Annotated in this window: 19 protein-coding genes; all 19 read left to right on the forward strand. The window is 38.2% G+C overall.

What is annotated here, in order from left to right; genetic code table 11:
• Positions 1-20 precede the first annotated feature (20 nt).
• The 19 genes from BM012_RS10825 (at position 21) to BM012_RS10915 (ending at position 17,332) form a co-directional block, all read left to right on the forward strand.
• Positions 21-2,228: a S8 family serine peptidase gene (locus BM012_RS10825; RefSeq protein ID WP_061804797.1), complete on the forward strand. Its 2,208-nt coding sequence runs from the start codon at positions 21-23 to the stop codon at positions 2,226-2,228.
• Between the two features lie 363 nt (positions 2,229-2,591).
• Entirely contained in the window at positions 2,592-2,813 is a 222-nt protein-coding gene (locus BM012_RS10830; protein WP_026009747.1) for an AtpZ/AtpI family protein, read from the forward strand.
• A gap of 5 nt (positions 2,814-2,818) precedes the next feature.
• Entirely contained in the window at positions 2,819-3,190 is a 372-nt protein-coding gene (locus tag BM012_RS10835; RefSeq protein ID WP_061804796.1) for an ATP synthase subunit I, read from the forward strand.
• Positions 3,191-3,211: 21 nt separating this feature from the next.
• Complete coding sequence (gene atpB / locus BM012_RS10840; protein WP_061804795.1) at positions 3,212-3,922, forward strand: F0F1 ATP synthase subunit A; 711 nt, start codon at positions 3,212-3,214, stop codon at positions 3,920-3,922.
• 52 nt (positions 3,923-3,974) lie between these two features.
• Positions 3,975-4,187 (forward strand): F0F1 ATP synthase subunit C, encoded by a 213-nt coding sequence (gene atpE, locus BM012_RS10845; RefSeq protein ID WP_061804794.1) that lies wholly within the window; start codon positions 3,975-3,977, stop codon positions 4,185-4,187.
• Between the two features lie 145 nt (positions 4,188-4,332).
• Entirely contained in the window at positions 4,333-4,860 is a 528-nt protein-coding gene (gene atpF / locus BM012_RS10850) for a F0F1 ATP synthase subunit B (RefSeq protein WP_061804793.1), read from the forward strand.
• Positions 4,860-5,402: a F0F1 ATP synthase subunit delta gene (locus tag BM012_RS10855; protein WP_061804792.1), complete on the forward strand. Its 543-nt coding sequence runs from the start codon at positions 4,860-4,862 to the stop codon at positions 5,400-5,402. The genes atpF and BM012_RS10855 overlap by 1 nt, the downstream gene beginning before the upstream one ends.
• Positions 5,403-5,417: 15 nt before the next feature.
• The gene (gene atpA, locus BM012_RS10860) at positions 5,418-6,929 is read left to right on the forward strand and encodes a F0F1 ATP synthase subunit alpha (RefSeq protein ID WP_061804791.1); all 1,512 of its coding nucleotides are present in this window, start codon (positions 5,418-5,420) and stop codon (positions 6,927-6,929) included.
• Between the two features lie 70 nt (positions 6,930-6,999).
• Entirely contained in the window at positions 7,000-7,866 is an 867-nt protein-coding gene (locus BM012_RS10865) for a F0F1 ATP synthase subunit gamma (RefSeq protein WP_019394807.1), read from the forward strand.
• Between the two features lie 78 nt (positions 7,867-7,944).
• Entirely contained in the window at positions 7,945-9,363 is a 1,419-nt protein-coding gene (atpD, locus tag BM012_RS10870; protein ID WP_019394808.1) for a F0F1 ATP synthase subunit beta, read from the forward strand.
• Positions 9,364-9,388: 25 nt separating this feature from the next.
• Positions 9,389-9,793, forward strand: coding sequence for a F0F1 ATP synthase subunit epsilon (locus tag BM012_RS10875; RefSeq protein ID WP_061804790.1), 405 nt, complete (start codon positions 9,389-9,391; stop codon positions 9,791-9,793).
• A gap of 110 nt (positions 9,794-9,903) precedes the next feature.
• Complete coding sequence (locus BM012_RS10880) at positions 9,904-10,140, forward strand: DUF1146 family protein (protein ID WP_019394810.1); 237 nt, start codon at positions 9,904-9,906, stop codon at positions 10,138-10,140.
• Between the two features lie 149 nt (positions 10,141-10,289).
• A complete protein-coding gene (locus BM012_RS10885) occupies positions 10,290-11,042 on the forward strand; it encodes a YwmB family TATA-box binding protein (protein WP_061804789.1) in 753 nt (250 codons plus the stop codon).
• 31 nt (positions 11,043-11,073) lie between these two features.
• On the forward strand, positions 11,074-12,378 hold the full coding sequence (gene murA, locus BM012_RS10890) for a UDP-N-acetylglucosamine 1-carboxyvinyltransferase (protein WP_019394812.1): 1,305 nt from the start codon (positions 11,074-11,076) through the stop codon (positions 12,376-12,378).
• 127 nt (positions 12,379-12,505) lie between these two features.
• A complete protein-coding gene (gene spoIID, locus BM012_RS10895; RefSeq protein ID WP_061804788.1) occupies positions 12,506-13,540 on the forward strand; it encodes a stage II sporulation protein D in 1,035 nt (344 codons plus the stop codon).
• Between the two features lie 144 nt (positions 13,541-13,684).
• The gene (locus tag BM012_RS10900) at positions 13,685-14,500 is read left to right on the forward strand and encodes a stage II sporulation protein SpoIIQ (RefSeq protein WP_061804787.1); all 816 of its coding nucleotides are present in this window, start codon (positions 13,685-13,687) and stop codon (positions 14,498-14,500) included.
• A gap of 362 nt (positions 14,501-14,862) precedes the next feature.
• Positions 14,863-15,132, forward strand: coding sequence for a sporulation transcriptional regulator SpoIIID (gene spoIIID / locus BM012_RS10905; protein ID WP_019394815.1), 270 nt, complete (start codon positions 14,863-14,865; stop codon positions 15,130-15,132).
• A 285-nt stretch (positions 15,133-15,417) separates the two neighbouring features.
• Positions 15,418-16,419: a rod shape-determining protein gene (mreB, locus tag BM012_RS10910; RefSeq protein WP_061804786.1), complete on the forward strand. Its 1,002-nt coding sequence runs from the start codon at positions 15,418-15,420 to the stop codon at positions 16,417-16,419.
• 91 nt (positions 16,420-16,510) lie between these two features.
• Entirely contained in the window at positions 16,511-17,332 is an 822-nt protein-coding gene (locus BM012_RS10915) for a flagellar hook-basal body protein (protein ID WP_061804785.1), read from the forward strand.
• Positions 17,333-17,343: the final 11 nt, after the last annotated feature.

Here is a 17,343-nt window from a genome sequence, read left to right on the forward strand (position 1 = left end):
TATGTGAGAGGTGTTTTTTTATGAGAAAATGTTTCTTTATAAGTATTGTTTTATGTTTTCTATTGTTACCTATAGATGTATATGGACAAGCTTTTGAAAAACCTCCTTCAATTGACAATGCTCTTTCTCAGAAATTACAAAAGACCATTATCGTAGTAAAGAAGGGGCATCTTCAAGAAGCCATAAGAAATGTAAAGGCACATTACCCAAATGTCAAAATAAGAAATATGTATCATCATGTTTTTGAAGGTTTTTCAGTAGAAGGGCTTGGTATAGATCTTCAAGCAATCAAGAAAGAAAAGTGGACAGAACAGTTATTTGGAGTAACTTATTATCAGCAAACAATGAATGAGAGTGTTCCATTTATTGGTGGAGATGAAGTAAGAGGGATCTTTGACAAAGAAAACAAGCGTTTGACAGGTAAAGGTGTAAAAATCGGAATTATTGATACAGGTATTAACATGCTTCATCGCGATCTTCAACATTCATACAAAGGAGGCTACGACTTCGTTGATGTTGATGAATACCCAATGGAAACGGTGGAAAAGCAAGGACCTCCTACTTATCATGGAACACATGTAGCAGGCATTATCGGTGCAAACGGTAAAATGAAAGGCATAGCTCCAGAAGCTGATATTTATATGTACAGAGCACTAGGACCAGGTGGCATGGGAAGTTCAGAGCAAGTTATTCTAGCAATAGAAAAAGCAATTGAAGAAAAAATGGACGTGTTAAATCTTTCTCTAGGAAACGAGATTAATGGTCCTGATTGGCCAACAAGTTTAGCTGTAAATGAAGCTGTTCGTCAAGGTGTCGTAGTTGTAGCTGCAAATGGTAACTCAGGTCCTGATTTATGGACCGTCGGTGCTCCGGCAACCGCTTCTGAGGCTATTTCAGTTGGTGCTTCAGCTCCTCCATTAAAGTTGCCTTATCTTGAAGTTAACAGAAAGAAGGTTGCGCTTCAAAAGCTACAAGGATCGCCAAATTGGAATTTAGAACAAAGTTATGAAATTGTAGCAGGGGGTTATGGACAAAAGAACGAATTAGAAGATGCAAGAGGAAAAGTAGTCCTTGTAAAAAGAGGGAAAATATCATTTACAGAAAAAGCGCTTAATGCTGAGAAAGCTGGAGCAAAAGGAGTTCTTATTTCAAACAATGAGAGGGGTTTATTTGCTGGTGCTCTTCAATCTGAGCTCAAAATACCCGTCGCAGCAATTAGTCATAATGATGGGGAAGAGCTTCTTTCGAAGAAGAAAGATAAACGCCTTTATGGAGTAACACAATATGAAGAGATTCAAGACAAGATAGCTCCATTTAGCTCTAGAGGACCTGTTACAACAACGTGGGAAATTAAGCCAGATGTATTAGCTCCAGGGATGGAGATTAATAGTACAGCGTTGAAAGATTATATGTCTCTTCATGGTACAAGTATGGCTGCACCACATGTAGCGGGAGCGTGTGCTCTCATTTTACAAGCTCATCCAAGGTGGTCTCCAAACCAAGTGAAAGCAGCTCTTATGAATACAGCAGTATCTCTTCAAGACGATAAAAAAAGAAACTTACCTGCTTATGTTCAAGGATCAGGGCGCGTTGACTTAAAAAGAGCTATTGAACAAACATTGTTTGTCACTCCATCTTTATCACTTGGAATTGTTCATGAAACAAAAAAGGGTGAAACAACGAAAAAGGCTTCTTTAACAGTTGAAAATATAAGTGAAGAACCTAAAAGACTTAGCTTACAGTTTCCAAAACGCGAAGGAATTCGTTGGGAGGCGCCTTTATTTATAGATGTTCTTCCACATGAAAAAAAAGAAATTATGGTAAAGGCTGTTATTGAGAACTCAAGGCTTAAAAAAGGCCTTCATGATGGGCTTGTTTCTGTAAAAGACTCTACTCGTGAAATTCATCTTCCATATCTCTTTATTATAGGAGAACCTAGCTATCCTAAAGTTATGGGATTTCAATTCTCACGAGTTAAAAGTGACGATCTTTATCAATATGAGCTTTTCTTACCTGAAGGAGCAGATAAGTTAGGGATAGCTCTTTATGAAAAAGATACGTTAAGATTTGTTCAATATGTTGATGTTCGTGAAAATATTGGAAGAGGACGATTTACCTCTGTTGTTGAACGTTCATTACTTCCTGTGAAAGGGGAGTATAAAGCAGTCATTTTTGTGTATAAAAATGCAAAACAACAAACTTTTGAAGGTGAAATAACAATAGAATGAATAGTAAACAAACCTAAATGTTAAGCATATTAACATCTAGGTTTGTTTGTGAGAAAATATGACGAAAATGTGTACAAAAGCGAAGTTTTGGATGAATAAAGATGATTTTCACTTTAAACACATTGACATGAATATAGTCGTATTGTATGCTAACAGGGGATATGAATGGTAAGGTTTTCACACCCTAAAAAAAGTTGTAGTGTCAATGTTTTTCCTCATAAAATCAACCAATTTATAAAGCCGTGTTTTTTACAATTAGTAACAAATTTTTCCTCTCACACCCAACTCTTAAACATCAAATTTTCAAGGAATTATTAAAAGAATTTTAAAAATATTAAAAAAACGGGGGAGGGAAACTAGGTGATGAAAGATGGACCTCATCAGTTGCTTAAAGCAATGTCTTTGATGACAACCATTGTTTCACAACTAGCAGGCTTTCCATTGATTGGTATGTTTGTTGGAGGCTTTCTTGATCGAAAGTTTGGGACAGATCCCCTTTGGCTTATAGTAGGTATACTGCTTGGAATTGCCCTTGGGATTTATGTGATGCTTTACTCAATTAAGTACTTTTTCTCAGGAGACTAATGCCTATGTCAGACATTCAAAATCTATTTATAAGGTTAAGAGGGTACATGTTTTCCATTCTAGCTCTGTTTGCCATTGGCTGGGGAGTTACACCTTATAAAACCATCTTTCTTAGTTTGATTATGGGTGCAGCTTTTAGCTTTTACATGCTTTGGACAATGGTAAGAAGTCAGCAAAAATTAGCTAAGGCGCTGAAAGAAGGAAAAAAGCTTAGATCACTTGGTACCTTTACACGCTTTGCGATAGCATTACTTGCTGTCATTATCGCAGTAGAGTATCCGAAGCTATTTGATCCCATTGTAGTATTGCTTGGCTTAATGACAGTTTATATTGTCATTGTCATAGATTATCTTATTCAAATTTTACGTAATAAATAATGGGAAGAGAGGTGAGCAAAATTGGATCATAAAGCGCCTATACATGAATTCTTTGGACTTTCTTTCAATTTGAGTAATGTCTTAATGATTACAGTAGCTTCGATCATTGTATTCATCATTGCAGTTCTTGGTGCAAGGACATTGGCTATGAAACCTACAGGAATGCAGAACTTCGTAGAATGGATCATAGACTTTGTAAAAGGAATCATTGGCAGTAATATGGACTGGAAAACAGGAGGACGTTTTCTATTCCTAGGTGCGACCTTATTAATGTATATCTTTGTTTCTAATATGCTAGGATTACCGTTTGCTGTAGTTGTAGATCATACGCTTTGGTGGAAATCGCCAACAGCAGATCCAGGAATTGCCCTAACGTTAGCAGCAATGGTTGTCGTACTAACTCATTACTATGGCATCAAAATGAAGGGAGTAGCAGAGTACGGACGCGACTATTTCCGTCCATTGCCATTATTGTTCCCATTAAAAATCATTGAAGAATTTGCCAATACATTAACGTTAGGTCTTCGTCTTTACGGTAATATTTTTGCCGGAGAGATATTATTAGGACTTTTAGCAGGTCTTTCGGCAAGTGGAGTTTTTGGAATCCTTGGAGGAGCTATCCCAATGCTATTATGGCAAGGATTTAGTTTGTTCGTAGGAACAATTCAAGCATTTATTTTCACTATGTTAACAATGGTTTACATGGCTCATAAAGTCACGAAAGACCATTAAAAGTTATATAAATTAACTACATTAATACATAAATTAAAGGAGGAGCTTTTAAATGAATTTAATAGCAGCTGCAATTGCAATTGGCTTAGGTGCACTTGGTGCAGGGATTGGTAACGGATTAATCGTTTCACGTACAGTAGAAGGTGTTGCTCGTCAACCAGAAGCACAAGGTAAACTACAAACAATCATGTTTATCGGGGTTGCCCTTGTTGAAGCATTACCGATTATCGCTGTAGTAATGGCATTCATTTTCCAAGGCCAATAACAAGAATCTTAACAAGAATCTTAACAAGGATGAACACGGCGAAGATCATTCTCTACGAACCTTCGCCTTTCCTTTATTCACAAACTATTTTTTCTTTATAATACATTAAAAAAACGGTAACCCTCTGAAAGGAGTGAGCATCGCGATGTCTGTTCTAAATCCAGATTCACTTATGTTAGGAGCAGCTGGTGGAGGCTTTCTAGTTGGAGATATGCTTTTCCAACTTGTTATGTTTATTATCCTACTAGTGCTTTTAAAGATATTTGCATGGAAGCCTATTATGGGTATTATGAAAAAGCGTGAGCAATATATTGCGGATGAAATTGATCAAGCAGAACAAAGCAATGCTGAGGCTAGAAAGCTAGCTGAAGAACAACGCGAAATTCTAAAAAATTCTCGTCAAGAGATTCAAACAATGATGGAAGAAGCGCGTAAAACAGCAGATGAGAAGAAAGAAGAAATCATCGCTGCTGCAAGAAATGAAGCGCAGCGTTTGAAAGAATCTGCGAAAAGAGAAATTGAGCTTGAGAAAGAGCAAGCAATGGATTCTGTACGCGAGCAAGTTGCCTCTCTATCTGTTTTAATTGCCTCTAAAGTTATTGAAAAAGAGCTTTCTGAAGATGATCAGGAGCAATTAATCAAACAATATATTAATGAAGTAGGGCGAGCGTAATGAGTAACGGAGTAGTTGCAAGACGTTACGGAGTGGCCTTGTTTCAATTAGCAAAAGAGCAACATATTTTAGATGAGGCAAGCAAACAGCTTGAAATCATTAAAAATGTGTTCGATGAAAATCCGCAATTTCTTGAAATTTTAACACATCCTAAGATTGATAGACAAAAAAAGAAGGCGTTGATGGAAGAAACGTTTTCTACATGTCTTCCACCAGTTCAGCACGCGCTTTTATTACTTTTAGATCGTCACCGAATTGCTATTGTGACTGAAGTGATTGATCATTTCCTTGCGCTATATGATGAAGAAAAGAGCGTGGCAAAAGCGCTGGTTTATTCTGCAAAAGCACTAAGCGAAGATGAGAAATCGTCGCTTTCCAATACTTTTTCTAAGAAAGTAAACAAGAAGTCTTTACATATTGAAAACATTGTTGACCCAAGTCTTATTGGTGGTGTAAAGCTTCGAATTGGCAATCGTATATATGATGGCAGTGTGAAAGGACGCCTAGACCGTGTCCGTAGCACGCTTACAAAGAGATCGTAGATAGGGGTGAAACACATGAGCATTAAAGCTGAAGAAATTAGTGCACTGATAAAAAAGCAAATTGAAAACTATCAGTCAGATGTTCAAGTTCATGACGTGGGAACAGTAATCCAGGTCGGAGATGGTATTGCTCGTGTTCATGGCTTAGATGGTGTTATGGCTGGAGAGCTTGTGGAATTCTCAAACGGTGTTATGGGATTAGCACAAAACTTAGAAACAAATAACGTAGGTATTGTTATTTTAGGACCTTATACAGATATCCGTGAAGGTGATGAAGTTCGCCGTACAGGAAGAATTATGGAAGTACCAGTTGGTGAAGAACTAATTGGTCGTGTCGTAAACCCACTTGGGCAACCAGTTGATGGAGCTGGTCCAATTGGCGCAACGAAAACTCGTCCAATTGAAAGCCAAGCACCAGGTGTTATGGATCGTAAATCAGTTCATGAACCATTGCAAACTGGAATTAAAGCAATCGATGCTCTTGTTCCAATTGGTCGTGGTCAGCGTGAGTTAATCATTGGTGACCGTCAAACAGGTAAAACATCTGTTGCAATCGATACAATCTTAAACCAAAAAGACGAAGATATGATTTGTATCTACGTTGCTATTGGACAGAAAGAATCTACAGTACGTAACGTAGTAGAAACGCTTCGTAAAAAAGGAGCTCTTGACTATACAATTGTTGTGACAGCGTCTGCTTCACAGCCTGCACCATTGCTGTTCTTAGCACCATATGCAGGTGTAACAATGGGTGAAGAGTTTATGTACAATGGAAAACACGTTCTAGTTGTATATGATGACTTAACAAAACAAGCATCAGCATATCGTGAACTTTCATTATTATTACGTCGTCCTCCAGGTCGTGAGGCATATCCTGGTGATGTATTCTACTTACACTCTCGTTTACTTGAGCGTGCAGCAAAGCTTTCAGATGCAAAAGGAGCAGGTTCTCTAACAGCTCTTCCATTCATCGAAACGCAAGCTGGTGATGTTTCAGCATACATTCCAACAAACGTAATTTCCATTACAGATGGACAGATTTTCTTACAATCAGACTTGTTCTTCTCAGGCGTACGTCCAGCGATCAATGCAGGTCTTTCTGTATCTCGTGTTGGAGGATCTGCTCAAATTAAAGCAATGAAAAAAGTAGCCGGAACGCTTCGTCTTGACTTAGCTTCTTTCCGTGAACTAGAGTCATTCGCCCAGTTTGGTTCAGACCTTGATAAAGCAACACAAGCAAAACTTAACCGTGGGCAGCGAACTGTTGAAGTATTGAAACAAGGATTAAATAAGCCTTTAACAGTTGATAAGCAAGTTGCTATTCTTTATGCGTTAACTCGTGGTTTCCTTGATGATATTCCTGTAGGTGATATTCAACGCTTTGAAGAAGAATATCTTACATGGTTAGAAAAGAACAAGAGCGATATGATGAACGCTATCCGTGCGACAGGAAACTTACCTGAAGACGAAGAGTTCAAAGGTGCAATCGCAGAATTTAAAACGAAGTTCGTTGTATCAGAAGAATAAAAAGGGAAGTTTAAAGAGCTTTCCTCTTTAAACTTCAACGTGACTTTTTGAAAAAAAGGTGGTGAGACCTTTGGCATCTTTACGTGATATTCAGTCTCGAATTAATTCGACGAAGAAAACAAGCCAAATTACGAAAGCAATGGAGATGGTTTCAGCCTCCAAGCTAAATCGAGCTGAGACAAATGCAAAGTCTTTTAACCCGTATATGGATAAAATCCAAGATGTTGTTGCAAGTATTGCGAGCGGAAGCCGTAATGCTACACATCCTATGTTAAAGTCTCGTGAAGTTAAACGTACAGGCTACGTTGTCATTACATCTGATCGTGGTTTAGCAGGTGCTTATAACAGCAGCATTCTTCGTACGGTTTATAATAAAATTAAGCAAAATCATCAGTCTCCAAACGAATATGGCGTTATTGTCGTTGGACGCGTTGGCCGAGACTTTTTCAAAAAGCGTGAAGTTCCAATCATGCTTGAAGTTATTGGTCTGTCTGATCAACCGAGTTTTTCAGATATTAAAGACCTTGCATCTCAAACAGTAAACATGTTTGGTGACGAGACGTTTGATGAAATTCATTTATTCTACAACCATTTTGTAAGTGCTATTCAGCAAGAAGTAACAGAGAAGCAGCTTCTTCCTCTAACAGATATTGGAGCAGAGAGTAAGTCTCTTAATCTTACATCTTATGAGTTTGAACCTTCTCAAGAAGAAATTTTAGAAGTGTTACTTCCTCAATATGCAGAAAGCCTTATTTATGGAGCTTTATTAGATGGAAAAGCAAGTGAACATGCTGCACGTATGACAGCAATGAAAAATGCGACAGATAATGCAAAAGATCTTATTAGCTCGCTTACACTTGTTTATAACCGTGCTCGACAAGCAGCAATTACACAAGAAATTACTGAAATTGTTGGTGGAGCAGCGGCACTTGAATAGAAATTTTACATTGAACAAAGGAATTTTACATACTATTCCTTGTTTTAGACTGATAAATGTACGTTAGGAGGGAACATGATGACAAAAGGACGCGTTACTCAAGTTCTGGGTCCAGTTGTAGACGTGAAATTTGAAAGTGGACACCTTCCAGAAATCTATAACGCGCTTCACATTGTTCGTGAAGCAAATAATGAAAATAATGTGAGTATTGACCTTACACTAGAAGTTGCTCTTCACTTAGGGGACGACACAGTTCGCGCTGTAGCAATGTCATCAACAGATGGTATTGTTCGCGGTATGGAAGTGGAAGATAAAGGAGCTCCAATCTCTGTTCCAGTAGGGGATGTTACATTAGGACGCGTATTTAACGTTCTTGGAGAGAAAATTGACCTTGATCCAGATCTTCCTGCAGATATTCAGCGTGATCCAATTCACCGTCAAGCACCAACCTTTGAGAATTTATCAACAGAAGTTGAGATTCTTGAAACAGGTATTAAAGTTATCGATTTATTAGCACCGTATATTAAAGGTGGAAAAATTGGGCTGTTTGGAGGAGCGGGTGTTGGTAAAACCGTTCTAATTCAGGAGCTTATCAATAACATCGCTCAAGAGCATGGCGGTATCTCAGTATTCGCAGGTGTTGGAGAGCGTACACGTGAAGGTAATGACCTTTATTATGAAATGAAAGACTCTGGAGTTATCAATAAAACAGCTATGGTATTCGGTCAAATGAATGAACCACCTGGTGCTCGTCAACGTGTAGCACTAACAGGTCTTACAATGGCAGAGCATTTCCGTGATGAGCAAGGTCAAGACGTACTTCTTTTCATTGATAACATTTTCCGCTTTACACAAGCAGGTGGTGAGGTATCTGCCCTTCTAGGACGTATGCCTTCAGCCGTAGGTTATCAGCCAACTCTTGCAACAGAGATGGGTCAATTACAAGAGCGTATTACATCAACAAACGTTGGTTCTGTTACGTCAATCCAAGCAATCTACGTTCCTGCCGATGACTATACAGATCCAGCACCAGCAACAACATTTGCTCACTTAGATGCAACAACAAACCTTGAGCGTAAGTTATCAGAGATGGGTATCTATCCAGCGGTAGATCCGCTTGCTTCAACTTCTCGTGCACTTTCACCTGAATATGTAGGTGAAGAACATTACAATATTGCACGTCAAGTTCAGCAAACTCTACAGCGTTACAAAGAGCTTCAAGATATCATTGCAATCTTAGGAATGGATGAGCTTTCAGAAGAAGATAAACTGACAGTACACCGTGCACGTCGTATTCAATTCTTCTTGTCTCAAAATTTCCACGTTGCTGAACAGTTTACAGGTCAGAAAGGTTCATATGTTCCTGTAAAAGAAACTGTTAAAGGATTTGGAGAACTTCTTGCTGGTAAGTATGATGATCTTCCAGAAGATGCTTTCCGTCTAGTTGGACGCATTGAAGAAGTAGTTGAAAAAGCAAAAGAAATGCAACAAGCATAATGATAGGGACCTAGGAGGGTGTTAGATGAAGACGATGAATGTCAGTGTGGTAACTCCTGATGGCCCGGTATATAGTGAAGATGTAGAAATGGTCATTGCCAAAACACAGGGCGGTGAGCTAGGTGTTTTGCCAGGTCATATTCCGATGGTCTCACCGTTGAAAATCGGAGCTGTAAAACTTAACACGCCAAGTGGAACAGACTTTATCGCAGTAAGCGGCGGTTTTCTAGAAGTAAGATCGGATCAGGTGACAATTTTAGCACAGGCAGCAGAGACAGCAGGTGCCATCGATATCAAACGTGCGGAAGAGGCTAAGCAGCGTGCGGAAGAGCGGCTAGCTAACAAGCAAGCTGACCTTGATGTTCAGCGTGCTGAACTTGCTCTAAGACGTGCTTTAAACCGTATTAAAGTAGGTAGCCGTAACGTTTAACATAAAAAACCTCTAGGGAACGAACGTAGAAACCCTAGAGGTTTTTTTATCTATATTTATTAACAATTCAAGCATGCAAAAACAATAGGATTTAAAAGGAATGATAAAATATGTTACAAGCAATTGGTCAACAAGCATTAGTTGGGATGTTTTCACATCTTATCTTTCTTGTTGTAACATGGTGGGCTCTTCAAGCTCTTTCCATTGATAAGATGATTAGAGCTAATCGTGTTGTGCAAGCACGACTTTTATTAATGCTTCTTACAATTGCCATCGGCACAAGCGTTAGTAACTTCTTTCTGGACTTTTTGTCATGGTCCCAATCGTTACCATCACTTTTCTTTTAATATTGTACTGTCAAAACGTTTTTTCTTTTTATAGCTATGCATAGCGATATATCGTTAGACAATCTCCTCTGAATTCTGTCGATTTTTTTCACGTATGAGACATTCTCATTTGGAAAAAATGAGAGATAAGGAGAAGGGGGAGAAATTGGATGTTAAAATTTAAAAATAGTGTCTTTTTAGCTATTTTCATTCTAGCTATATTCCTATATCATGGTAATTACGTGAGTTTTGCTTTTGGGGAGAAATACCCAATTGAAGAGCTTGCTCACGGGGTGCATAAATCAGAAGGAACGATTACAGAATGGTCAATTTATAATCGAGAGCAAATTGATGTAACAACAAAAGCAGCTTTTGAGAGCAAAGTGGCTTTATTAAAGAAGAAGTATGCCCATTTTCAGTGGTCGATTCAAAAGGATAAAGAGGTTTGGAAAGCTGTTGGGGTAGGGAAAGAGAAAAAGTATGGAATTAATGAAAAAATTCAGCTACTAATGACCCTCAAAAAAGAACATCATCAATCGTATATTATATATGATGTCAAAGGGAAGCAGTGGAGTCAGGAAGTCTGGTCTTATTTTAATCCATATTTAACAAAGAAAAACGAAGAATTATTTACAGGAAATTTCGAAAGTTTTGCTTGTATTAGAGGGCACTTCAATGATAATATTAAAGGTGTTTTGTCTTTAGGCTCTCAGAAACTATTGAAAGCATTTAAAGCAGATTCTGTCGAAGAGCTTAGTGAAGAAGCATTTGTTTCAGTAACAGCATATACTGAAATGTGGGAAGACGTTCTTCTGACACAAGATCAACAAAGAATGAACTTACAAATAGCAATAAGAAATCAAGGAATGGGCGAAAAGACGACCTTTGTCGTTGGCACACCCATTATTACGTCTGAATATTAATATATAGAAAATGGACGCGGAGGGGAATACCTTGGAAAAAATCATCGTCCGCGGCGGAAAACAGTTGAACGGCACAGTAAAAGTTGAAGGTGCAAAAAATGCTGTGTTGCCTGTTATCGCTGCAACTTTATTAGCTAGTGATGGAAAAACTATTCTGAATGATGTACCTGCTCTCTCCGATGTATTTACAATTAGCGAAGTTTTACGCTACTTGAACGCAAAAGTAGAGATTAACGGTAATGAAGTAGTTGTAGATGCATCACAAGAACTTAAAACAGATGCGCCTTTTGAATATGTACGTAAGATGCGTGCTTCTGTGCTTGTTATGGGTCCTTTATTGGCTCGTAATGGAAAAGCAAGTGTAGCTTTACCGGGAGGCTGTGCGATTGGTTCAAGACCAATTGATCAGCATCTTAAAGGCTTTGAAGCAATGGGTGCAAAAGTACAGGTAGGAAATGGCTTCATTGAAGCTCATGTTGACGGAAGACTAAAGGGAGCTAAAATTTATTTAGACTTCCCAAGCGTAGGTGCTACTGAAAACATTATGATGGCTGCAGCTCTTGCAGACGGTACAACAACGCTTGAAAATTGTGCTAAAGAACCTGAAATTGTTGACTTGGCTAACTTTATTAATGCTATGGGAGGCAAAATCAGAGGAGCTGGCACTGGTACAATGCGTATTGAGGGCGTTCCTACATTATATGGCGCTCAACATACGATTATTCCTGATCGTATTGAAGCAGGTACATTTATGGTAGCTGCAGCGATTACAGGAGGAAATGTCCTTGTAAGAGGAGCTGTTATGGAGCATTTAAGCTCTCTAGTAGCGAAGATGGAAGAAATGGGTGTAACCATTACTGAAGAAGGCGATGGCTTACGCATTATTGGTCCAGAAAAACTAACTCCAGTTGACATCAAGACAATGCCACATCCGGGCTTCCCAACGGATATGCAATCACAAATGATGTCATTGCTTCTTCAAGCATCTGGTACAGGTATGATTACAGAAACAGTTTTTGAAAATCGTTTCATGCATGTGGAAGAGTTCCGTCGCATGAATGCTGATATTAAAATTGAGGGTCGTTCAGTTATTATTAACGGACCTTCTAAATTGCAAGGAGCAGAAGTCGCTGCAACAGATTTACGTGCAGCAGCAGCTCTAATCCTTGCTGGTCTTGTAGCAGAAGGCTATACGCGCGTTACAGAGCTTAAGCATCTTGATCGTGGTTATGTGAATTTCCATGGCAAATTACTTGCCCTTGGAGCAGACATTGAGCGCGTGAACGATGAAGCTGTAAAACCAGAAGTTTCTAAAGTAACAGATATGAACGTTTAATTTATAAAAAGGTGGCTTTTATAAGCCACCTTTTTTTTATGGTTTCTTCAGTCATAAAAGGTTGTCCACTTCCATAAAAATGAACATAGATGATTAAATTTTAAGAGAGTGGAGGCTATTTGCGTTCATGAAACGTTACAAACCCCTTTTTATCACAGCAGCAGTTCTATTTACGGTCATCTTAATCATTCCTGCTCTTCTAGTTGTTCCTTTTGGAGAAAAAGCTAGTGAAGAGAGTATGGAAAGTGTCCAACCTCCCAAAAAGGAAACAGAAAGTGCTAGTGCAAAAAAGAAACAGAACGCAACAGCTGTTAAAGTGGCAGTATACAGAACAGAAACTAAAGAAATCGAGAAGCTTCCGCTTGAAGAGTACCTAGTTGGTGTTGTTGCTGCAGAAATGCCCGCAGAGTTTGAAGAAGAAGCTTTGAAAGCTCAAGCTCTAGCAGCTCGTACTTATATTGTAAAACATTTAACATCAGGCTCTTCTAACCTTCCAGGTGAAGCAAATGTCACGGATACTGTTCAAGATCAGGTTTACCACAATAGAAAAGAGCTAAAGAAACTCTGGAAAGGTAACTATGAAGAAAAGATTCAGAAAATTGAAGAAGCTGTTGCAGAGACGACAGGCGAAATCTTAACGTATAAAGGTGATCCAATTGAGGCAACCTTCTTTTCAACAAGCAATGGTTATACGGATAATTCAGAAGAATATTGGCCGAATTCAATTCCATACTTGAAAAGTGTTGAAAGCCCTTGGGATAAGAAATCACCAAAGTTTACGGCAAAGAAAGTCATATCAGTGGATCAATTTGAAAGAAGTTTAGGTGTTACTCTTGGAGATGGGGAACAGATAGGGAAAATTATATCAACTACTCCTGGTAAACGAGTAGAAAAGGTGAAATTTGATAACAAAACACTAACGGGTAAAGACGTGCGTACAAAATTAGAATTAGCTTCAACTGATTTCTCATTTGAAAGGCATGGGAACGAGATTACCATTAACACAAAAGGGAACGGTCACGGCATTGGGATGAGTCAATACGGAGCAAATGGAATGGCAGAGGAAGGAAAAGATTATCAAGATATTGTTCATCACTATTATCAAGATGTCTCTATTTCCTCCTATGATCAAGAGTTGAATAGTTTAATGGCCAAGAAATAAAAGCTTAGAAAAGAGTACCTCTTCTAAGCTTTTTTCTTATTTTCTGCATAATTTAACGTTTTTAGCGAAAAATAAGTGAAAAAAATTCTTTTTGTGTATATAATGCCTTGTTTTTGTTCAGAATGATTGCTGAGGTGATAACATATGAGAGACGAAGAAAAAAATCGCGTTTCACAACCATCAAAATTCAAGAAGTTTTTTAGAAAACGTTGGGTATATCCGGCTGTTTACTTATTCAGTGCAGCAATCATTCTTACAGCAGTTCTTTGGTTCCAAGGAAACAGCAATGATCAAGCTAATGACAAAAATAATGACCAAACTGTATATGACGGAAGTCAAGATGCTGTAGAAGTAAATTCAAGCGTTGAGGAAATTGCAAAACCTTTTGCAAATGAAGACAAAATGGTTGTAAAGACAGAGTTTTATGACCACAGTGCAAAACCGGAAGAACAAGAAGAAGCAATTGTTTTCTATAACAATCAGTACCATCAGAATACAGGTGTTGATTATGCACGCGAAGATGGAAAAAGTTTTAAAGTAACAGCAGCAGCAAGTGGTACGGTAACAAGAGCAGAGAAAGATCCTCTTTTAGGCTATGTTGTTGAAGTTGAGCATGCTGATGGTGTTGTAACACATTATCAATCACTACAAGATGTGAAAGTGGAAGCTGGAGACACTGTAAAGCAAGGACAGGCACTTGCAAAAGCAGGACAAAGTTTATTTAATAAAGAAGCTGAAACACATGTACATTTTGAAGTGCGAAAAGATAATAACGTTGTAAATCCAAATGAGTATTTCGGAAAAACAGTTGGTTCTGTAAAAGCAAGTGAAGAAGCTCCTGTAGAAGAAGAGCAAGCTGATGATCAGAAAGAAGATGAGAAGCAAGAAAACTCTTCAGATGAGCAAGACAAGCAGGAAGAATCCTCTTCAGGCCAAGCAAGTGCAAAATTAAATGCGTAACAAGTGAAAGAAAGAGCTAGACTTCTAGCTCTTTCTTTTTTTGTGACAAAATTCCCGACTAATAAAAATTGACTCAATTTCTGTTGGAAAGTCACTGACTCTGTCAAAAATCTCATTCCCCAAAATAAAAAGTAAAAAAATATTCATAAATTGTTGTCCCTATTGACTTTTTGTTGCATATATCTTCATCCAAGCTAATACACTGTTACAAACCTAACAAAGAGAATGTTTGAGGTGAGAAACTATATACCCTACCTTATCCTCTATTATCTTCTTTTTAAATCATGAACAAGCTGAAACAGAACTTTGGATACAACTCTCATTTCACGCTTCTCACATCCAATTTGGGGAGGGCGAGTGGTGTGCACGATTACATCAAAGAGCGAACAATCAAGATTGGCAAGTATATTGTGGAAACAAAGAAAACGGTTAGAGTGATTGCAAGAGAATTTGGAGTTTCCAAAAGTACAGTCCATAAAGATTTAACTGAGCGACTTCCAGAGATCAATCCTGATTTAGCTAACGAAGTGAAGGAGATTTTAGATTATCATAAATCAATTCGTCACTTACGAGGTGGAGAAGCCACTAAGTTAAAATACAGGAAAGAAGAACTTCAAGAACCTGTTAAATAATTTGTAGAGATGGTTGTTTTGTTAGGTCTAAAAAGATAAAAAACAGACGATTACTCTAATTTTTAAAAGGGTATCGTCTGTTTTTTAGAGCGCTCGCTTCTTAAGTTCTAAATCCCTACTTATAAGGATTTAGAAGTTCTAAAGTATCAAATAAATAACTCATATTGGTATATGGGGAAAATATTAAAATTAATCATACATATATCCTCTTTTGTGATAAAATACTATATTAGGACAAAAGAACGTGTTTTTAAGAGGAAGATTTTGAAGGAGGAAAAAGCAGTAATGTTAGCAAAAGATATTGGGATAGATTTAGGTACGGCAAATGTTTTGATTCATGTAAGAGGAAAAGGAATTGTTTTGAATGAACCCTCTGTTGTAGCTATCGATAAAAATATAGGAAAAGTCCTTGCGGTCGGAGAGGAAGCTCGCCAAATGGTCGGCAGAACTCCATCAAATATCATTGCTATTCGCCCATTAAAAGATGGTGTTATTGCAGATTTTGATGTAACAGAGGCTATGCTGAAATACTTTATGGATAAATTAAATGTAAAAGGTGTGCTATCAAAACCGCGTATCCTAATCTGTTGCCCAACGGACATTACGCTAGTTGAGAAGAAAGCAATTAGAGAAGCGGCTGAAAAAAGTGGCGGAAAGAAAGTTTATTTAGAAGAAGAACCAAAAGTAGCAGCTTTAGGAGCAGGAATGGAAATCTTCCAACCGAGCGGAAACATGGTCGTTGATATTGGCGGTGGAACAACAGATGTAGCTGTTTTATCAATGGGAGATATCGTAACTTCTGCCTCCATTAAAATGGCTGGAGACAAGTTTGATCAGGAAATCCTTAACTACATTAAACGTCGTTATAAACTGCTTATTGGAGAGAGAACAGCAGAAGAGATTAAAATCAATATCGGAACGGTCTTTAATCAATATCGTCAAGAAGAAATGGACATTAGAGGACGAGATATGGTGAGTGGTTTACCACGTGTCATTACTATCAAGTCGGAAGAGATTGAAGGCGCGTTACGAGAATCTGTATCTGTTATTGTGCAAGCTTCGAAAAGTGTTTTAGAGCAAACACCTCCAGAGCTTTCTGCCGATATAATCGATAGAGGGATTATTTTAACTGGCGGTGGAGCACTTTTACACGGAATGGATCAACTATTAGCAGAAGAACTAAAAGTTCCTGTTTTCGTAGCTGAGAACCCGATGGACTGTGTGGCTATTGGAACAGGTATTATGCTTGAGAACATGGATAAACTGCCACGCCGTCAATTTAGTTAAAAGAAGTCTACTCTATATTGTTTCTATCATAAGGAAGGGAAGTTTCGGTAACATAGAAATTTCCCTTTATTTTAGTAATGGAGGTCTATATATGTTCAAAGGCTTTTACTCAGCGGCAAGCGGTATGATGACGCAGCAGCGCAATGTTGAACGGCTGACAAACAATATGGTAAACGTTAATACAGTTGGATTTAAACAAGATCAGGCTTCAATTCGATCTTTTCCTGAGATGCTGCTTGATAGGGTGCAGCGTGAAAAAGGAGTCGATAATCATCAAATTCCAGTTCGTAAGAGAATAGGCTCACTGAACACAGGAGCTTATATGCAAGAGTTAACCCCTAGCTTCACTCAAGGTGGACTTCAGAGTACAGACCGCTCTACAGATGTAGCTCTTATTGATGGAAAGGTTCCAGAAGGTAAAGCAGCACAGAAAGGCTCGTTCTTTTTTATAGTAGAGCAAGGTGATGAGGTACGTTATACAAGGAACGGTAACTTTGCATTAAGCAATGCTGGTTACTTAACAACAAACGACGGTCACTATGTTTTAGGGCAAAATGGGACAAGAATTTCGTTAACTGATGACAATTTTAAGATTAGTGAACAAGGTGTAGTCACTCAAAACGGAGAAGTGGTCGGTACCATTGATATTGCTTTTTCAAATAATGTTGAAGATTTGAACCAAGAAGGAAATGGCCTTTATTCTGTTGAGACTCCTCTTCCAAGCGCTATTGGAAATGAAGAGGTTTCTTATAAGGTAAATCAAGGTATGCTAGAAAATTCAAATGTTGATAGCTCACAAACAATGACAGAGATGATGTCTGCCTATCGTTCATTTGAAGCAAACCAGAAAGTTATGCAGGCTTATGATAAAAGTATGGAAAAAGCAGCAAATGAAGTAGGGCATATTAGTTAAGAGGGGGGAAC

Source organism: Priestia endophytica DSM 13796 (genome assembly GCF_900115845.1).
GTDB lineage: Bacteria > Bacillota > Bacilli > Bacillales > Bacillaceae_H > Bacillus_I > Bacillus_I endophytica.

Excerpts from the sequence above, each read along its gene's own strand:
- BM012_RS10915 (WP_061804785.1), top strand. The coding sequence starts at position 16,511 with ATGTTCAAAGGCTTTTACTCAGCGGCAAGCGGTATGATGACGCAGCAG.
- atpF (WP_061804793.1), top strand. The coding sequence starts at position 4,333 with ATGTCTGTTCTAAATCCAGATTCACTTATGTTAGGAGCAGCTGGTGGA.
- BM012_RS10825 (WP_061804797.1), top strand. The coding sequence starts at position 21 with ATGAGAAAATGTTTCTTTATAAGTATTGTTTTATGTTTTCTATTGTTA.
- BM012_RS10880 (WP_019394810.1), top strand. The coding sequence starts at position 9,904 with ATGTTACAAGCAATTGGTCAACAAGCATTAGTTGGGATGTTTTCACAT.
- mreB (WP_061804786.1), top strand. The coding sequence starts at position 15,418 with ATGTTAGCAAAAGATATTGGGATAGATTTAGGTACGGCAAATGTTTTG.
- atpE (WP_061804794.1), top strand. The coding sequence starts at position 3,975 with ATGAATTTAATAGCAGCTGCAATTGCAATTGGCTTAGGTGCACTTGGT.
- BM012_RS10900 (WP_061804787.1), top strand. The coding sequence starts at position 13,685 with ATGAGAGACGAAGAAAAAAATCGCGTTTCACAACCATCAAAATTCAAG.
- BM012_RS10835 (WP_061804796.1), top strand. The coding sequence starts at position 2,819 with ATGTCAGACATTCAAAATCTATTTATAAGGTTAAGAGGGTACATGTTT.
- spoIID (WP_061804788.1), top strand. The coding sequence starts at position 12,506 with ATGAAACGTTACAAACCCCTTTTTATCACAGCAGCAGTTCTATTTACG.
- BM012_RS10885 (WP_061804789.1), top strand. The coding sequence starts at position 10,290 with ATGTTAAAATTTAAAAATAGTGTCTTTTTAGCTATTTTCATTCTAGCT.
- BM012_RS10875 (WP_061804790.1), top strand. The coding sequence starts at position 9,389 with ATGAAGACGATGAATGTCAGTGTGGTAACTCCTGATGGCCCGGTATAT.
- atpD (WP_019394808.1), top strand. The coding sequence starts at position 7,945 with ATGACAAAAGGACGCGTTACTCAAGTTCTGGGTCCAGTTGTAGACGTG.
- atpA (WP_061804791.1), top strand. The coding sequence starts at position 5,418 with ATGAGCATTAAAGCTGAAGAAATTAGTGCACTGATAAAAAAGCAAATT.
- BM012_RS10830 (WP_026009747.1), top strand. The coding sequence starts at position 2,592 with ATGAAAGATGGACCTCATCAGTTGCTTAAAGCAATGTCTTTGATGACA.
- BM012_RS10855 (WP_061804792.1), top strand. The coding sequence starts at position 4,860 with ATGAGTAACGGAGTAGTTGCAAGACGTTACGGAGTGGCCTTGTTTCAA.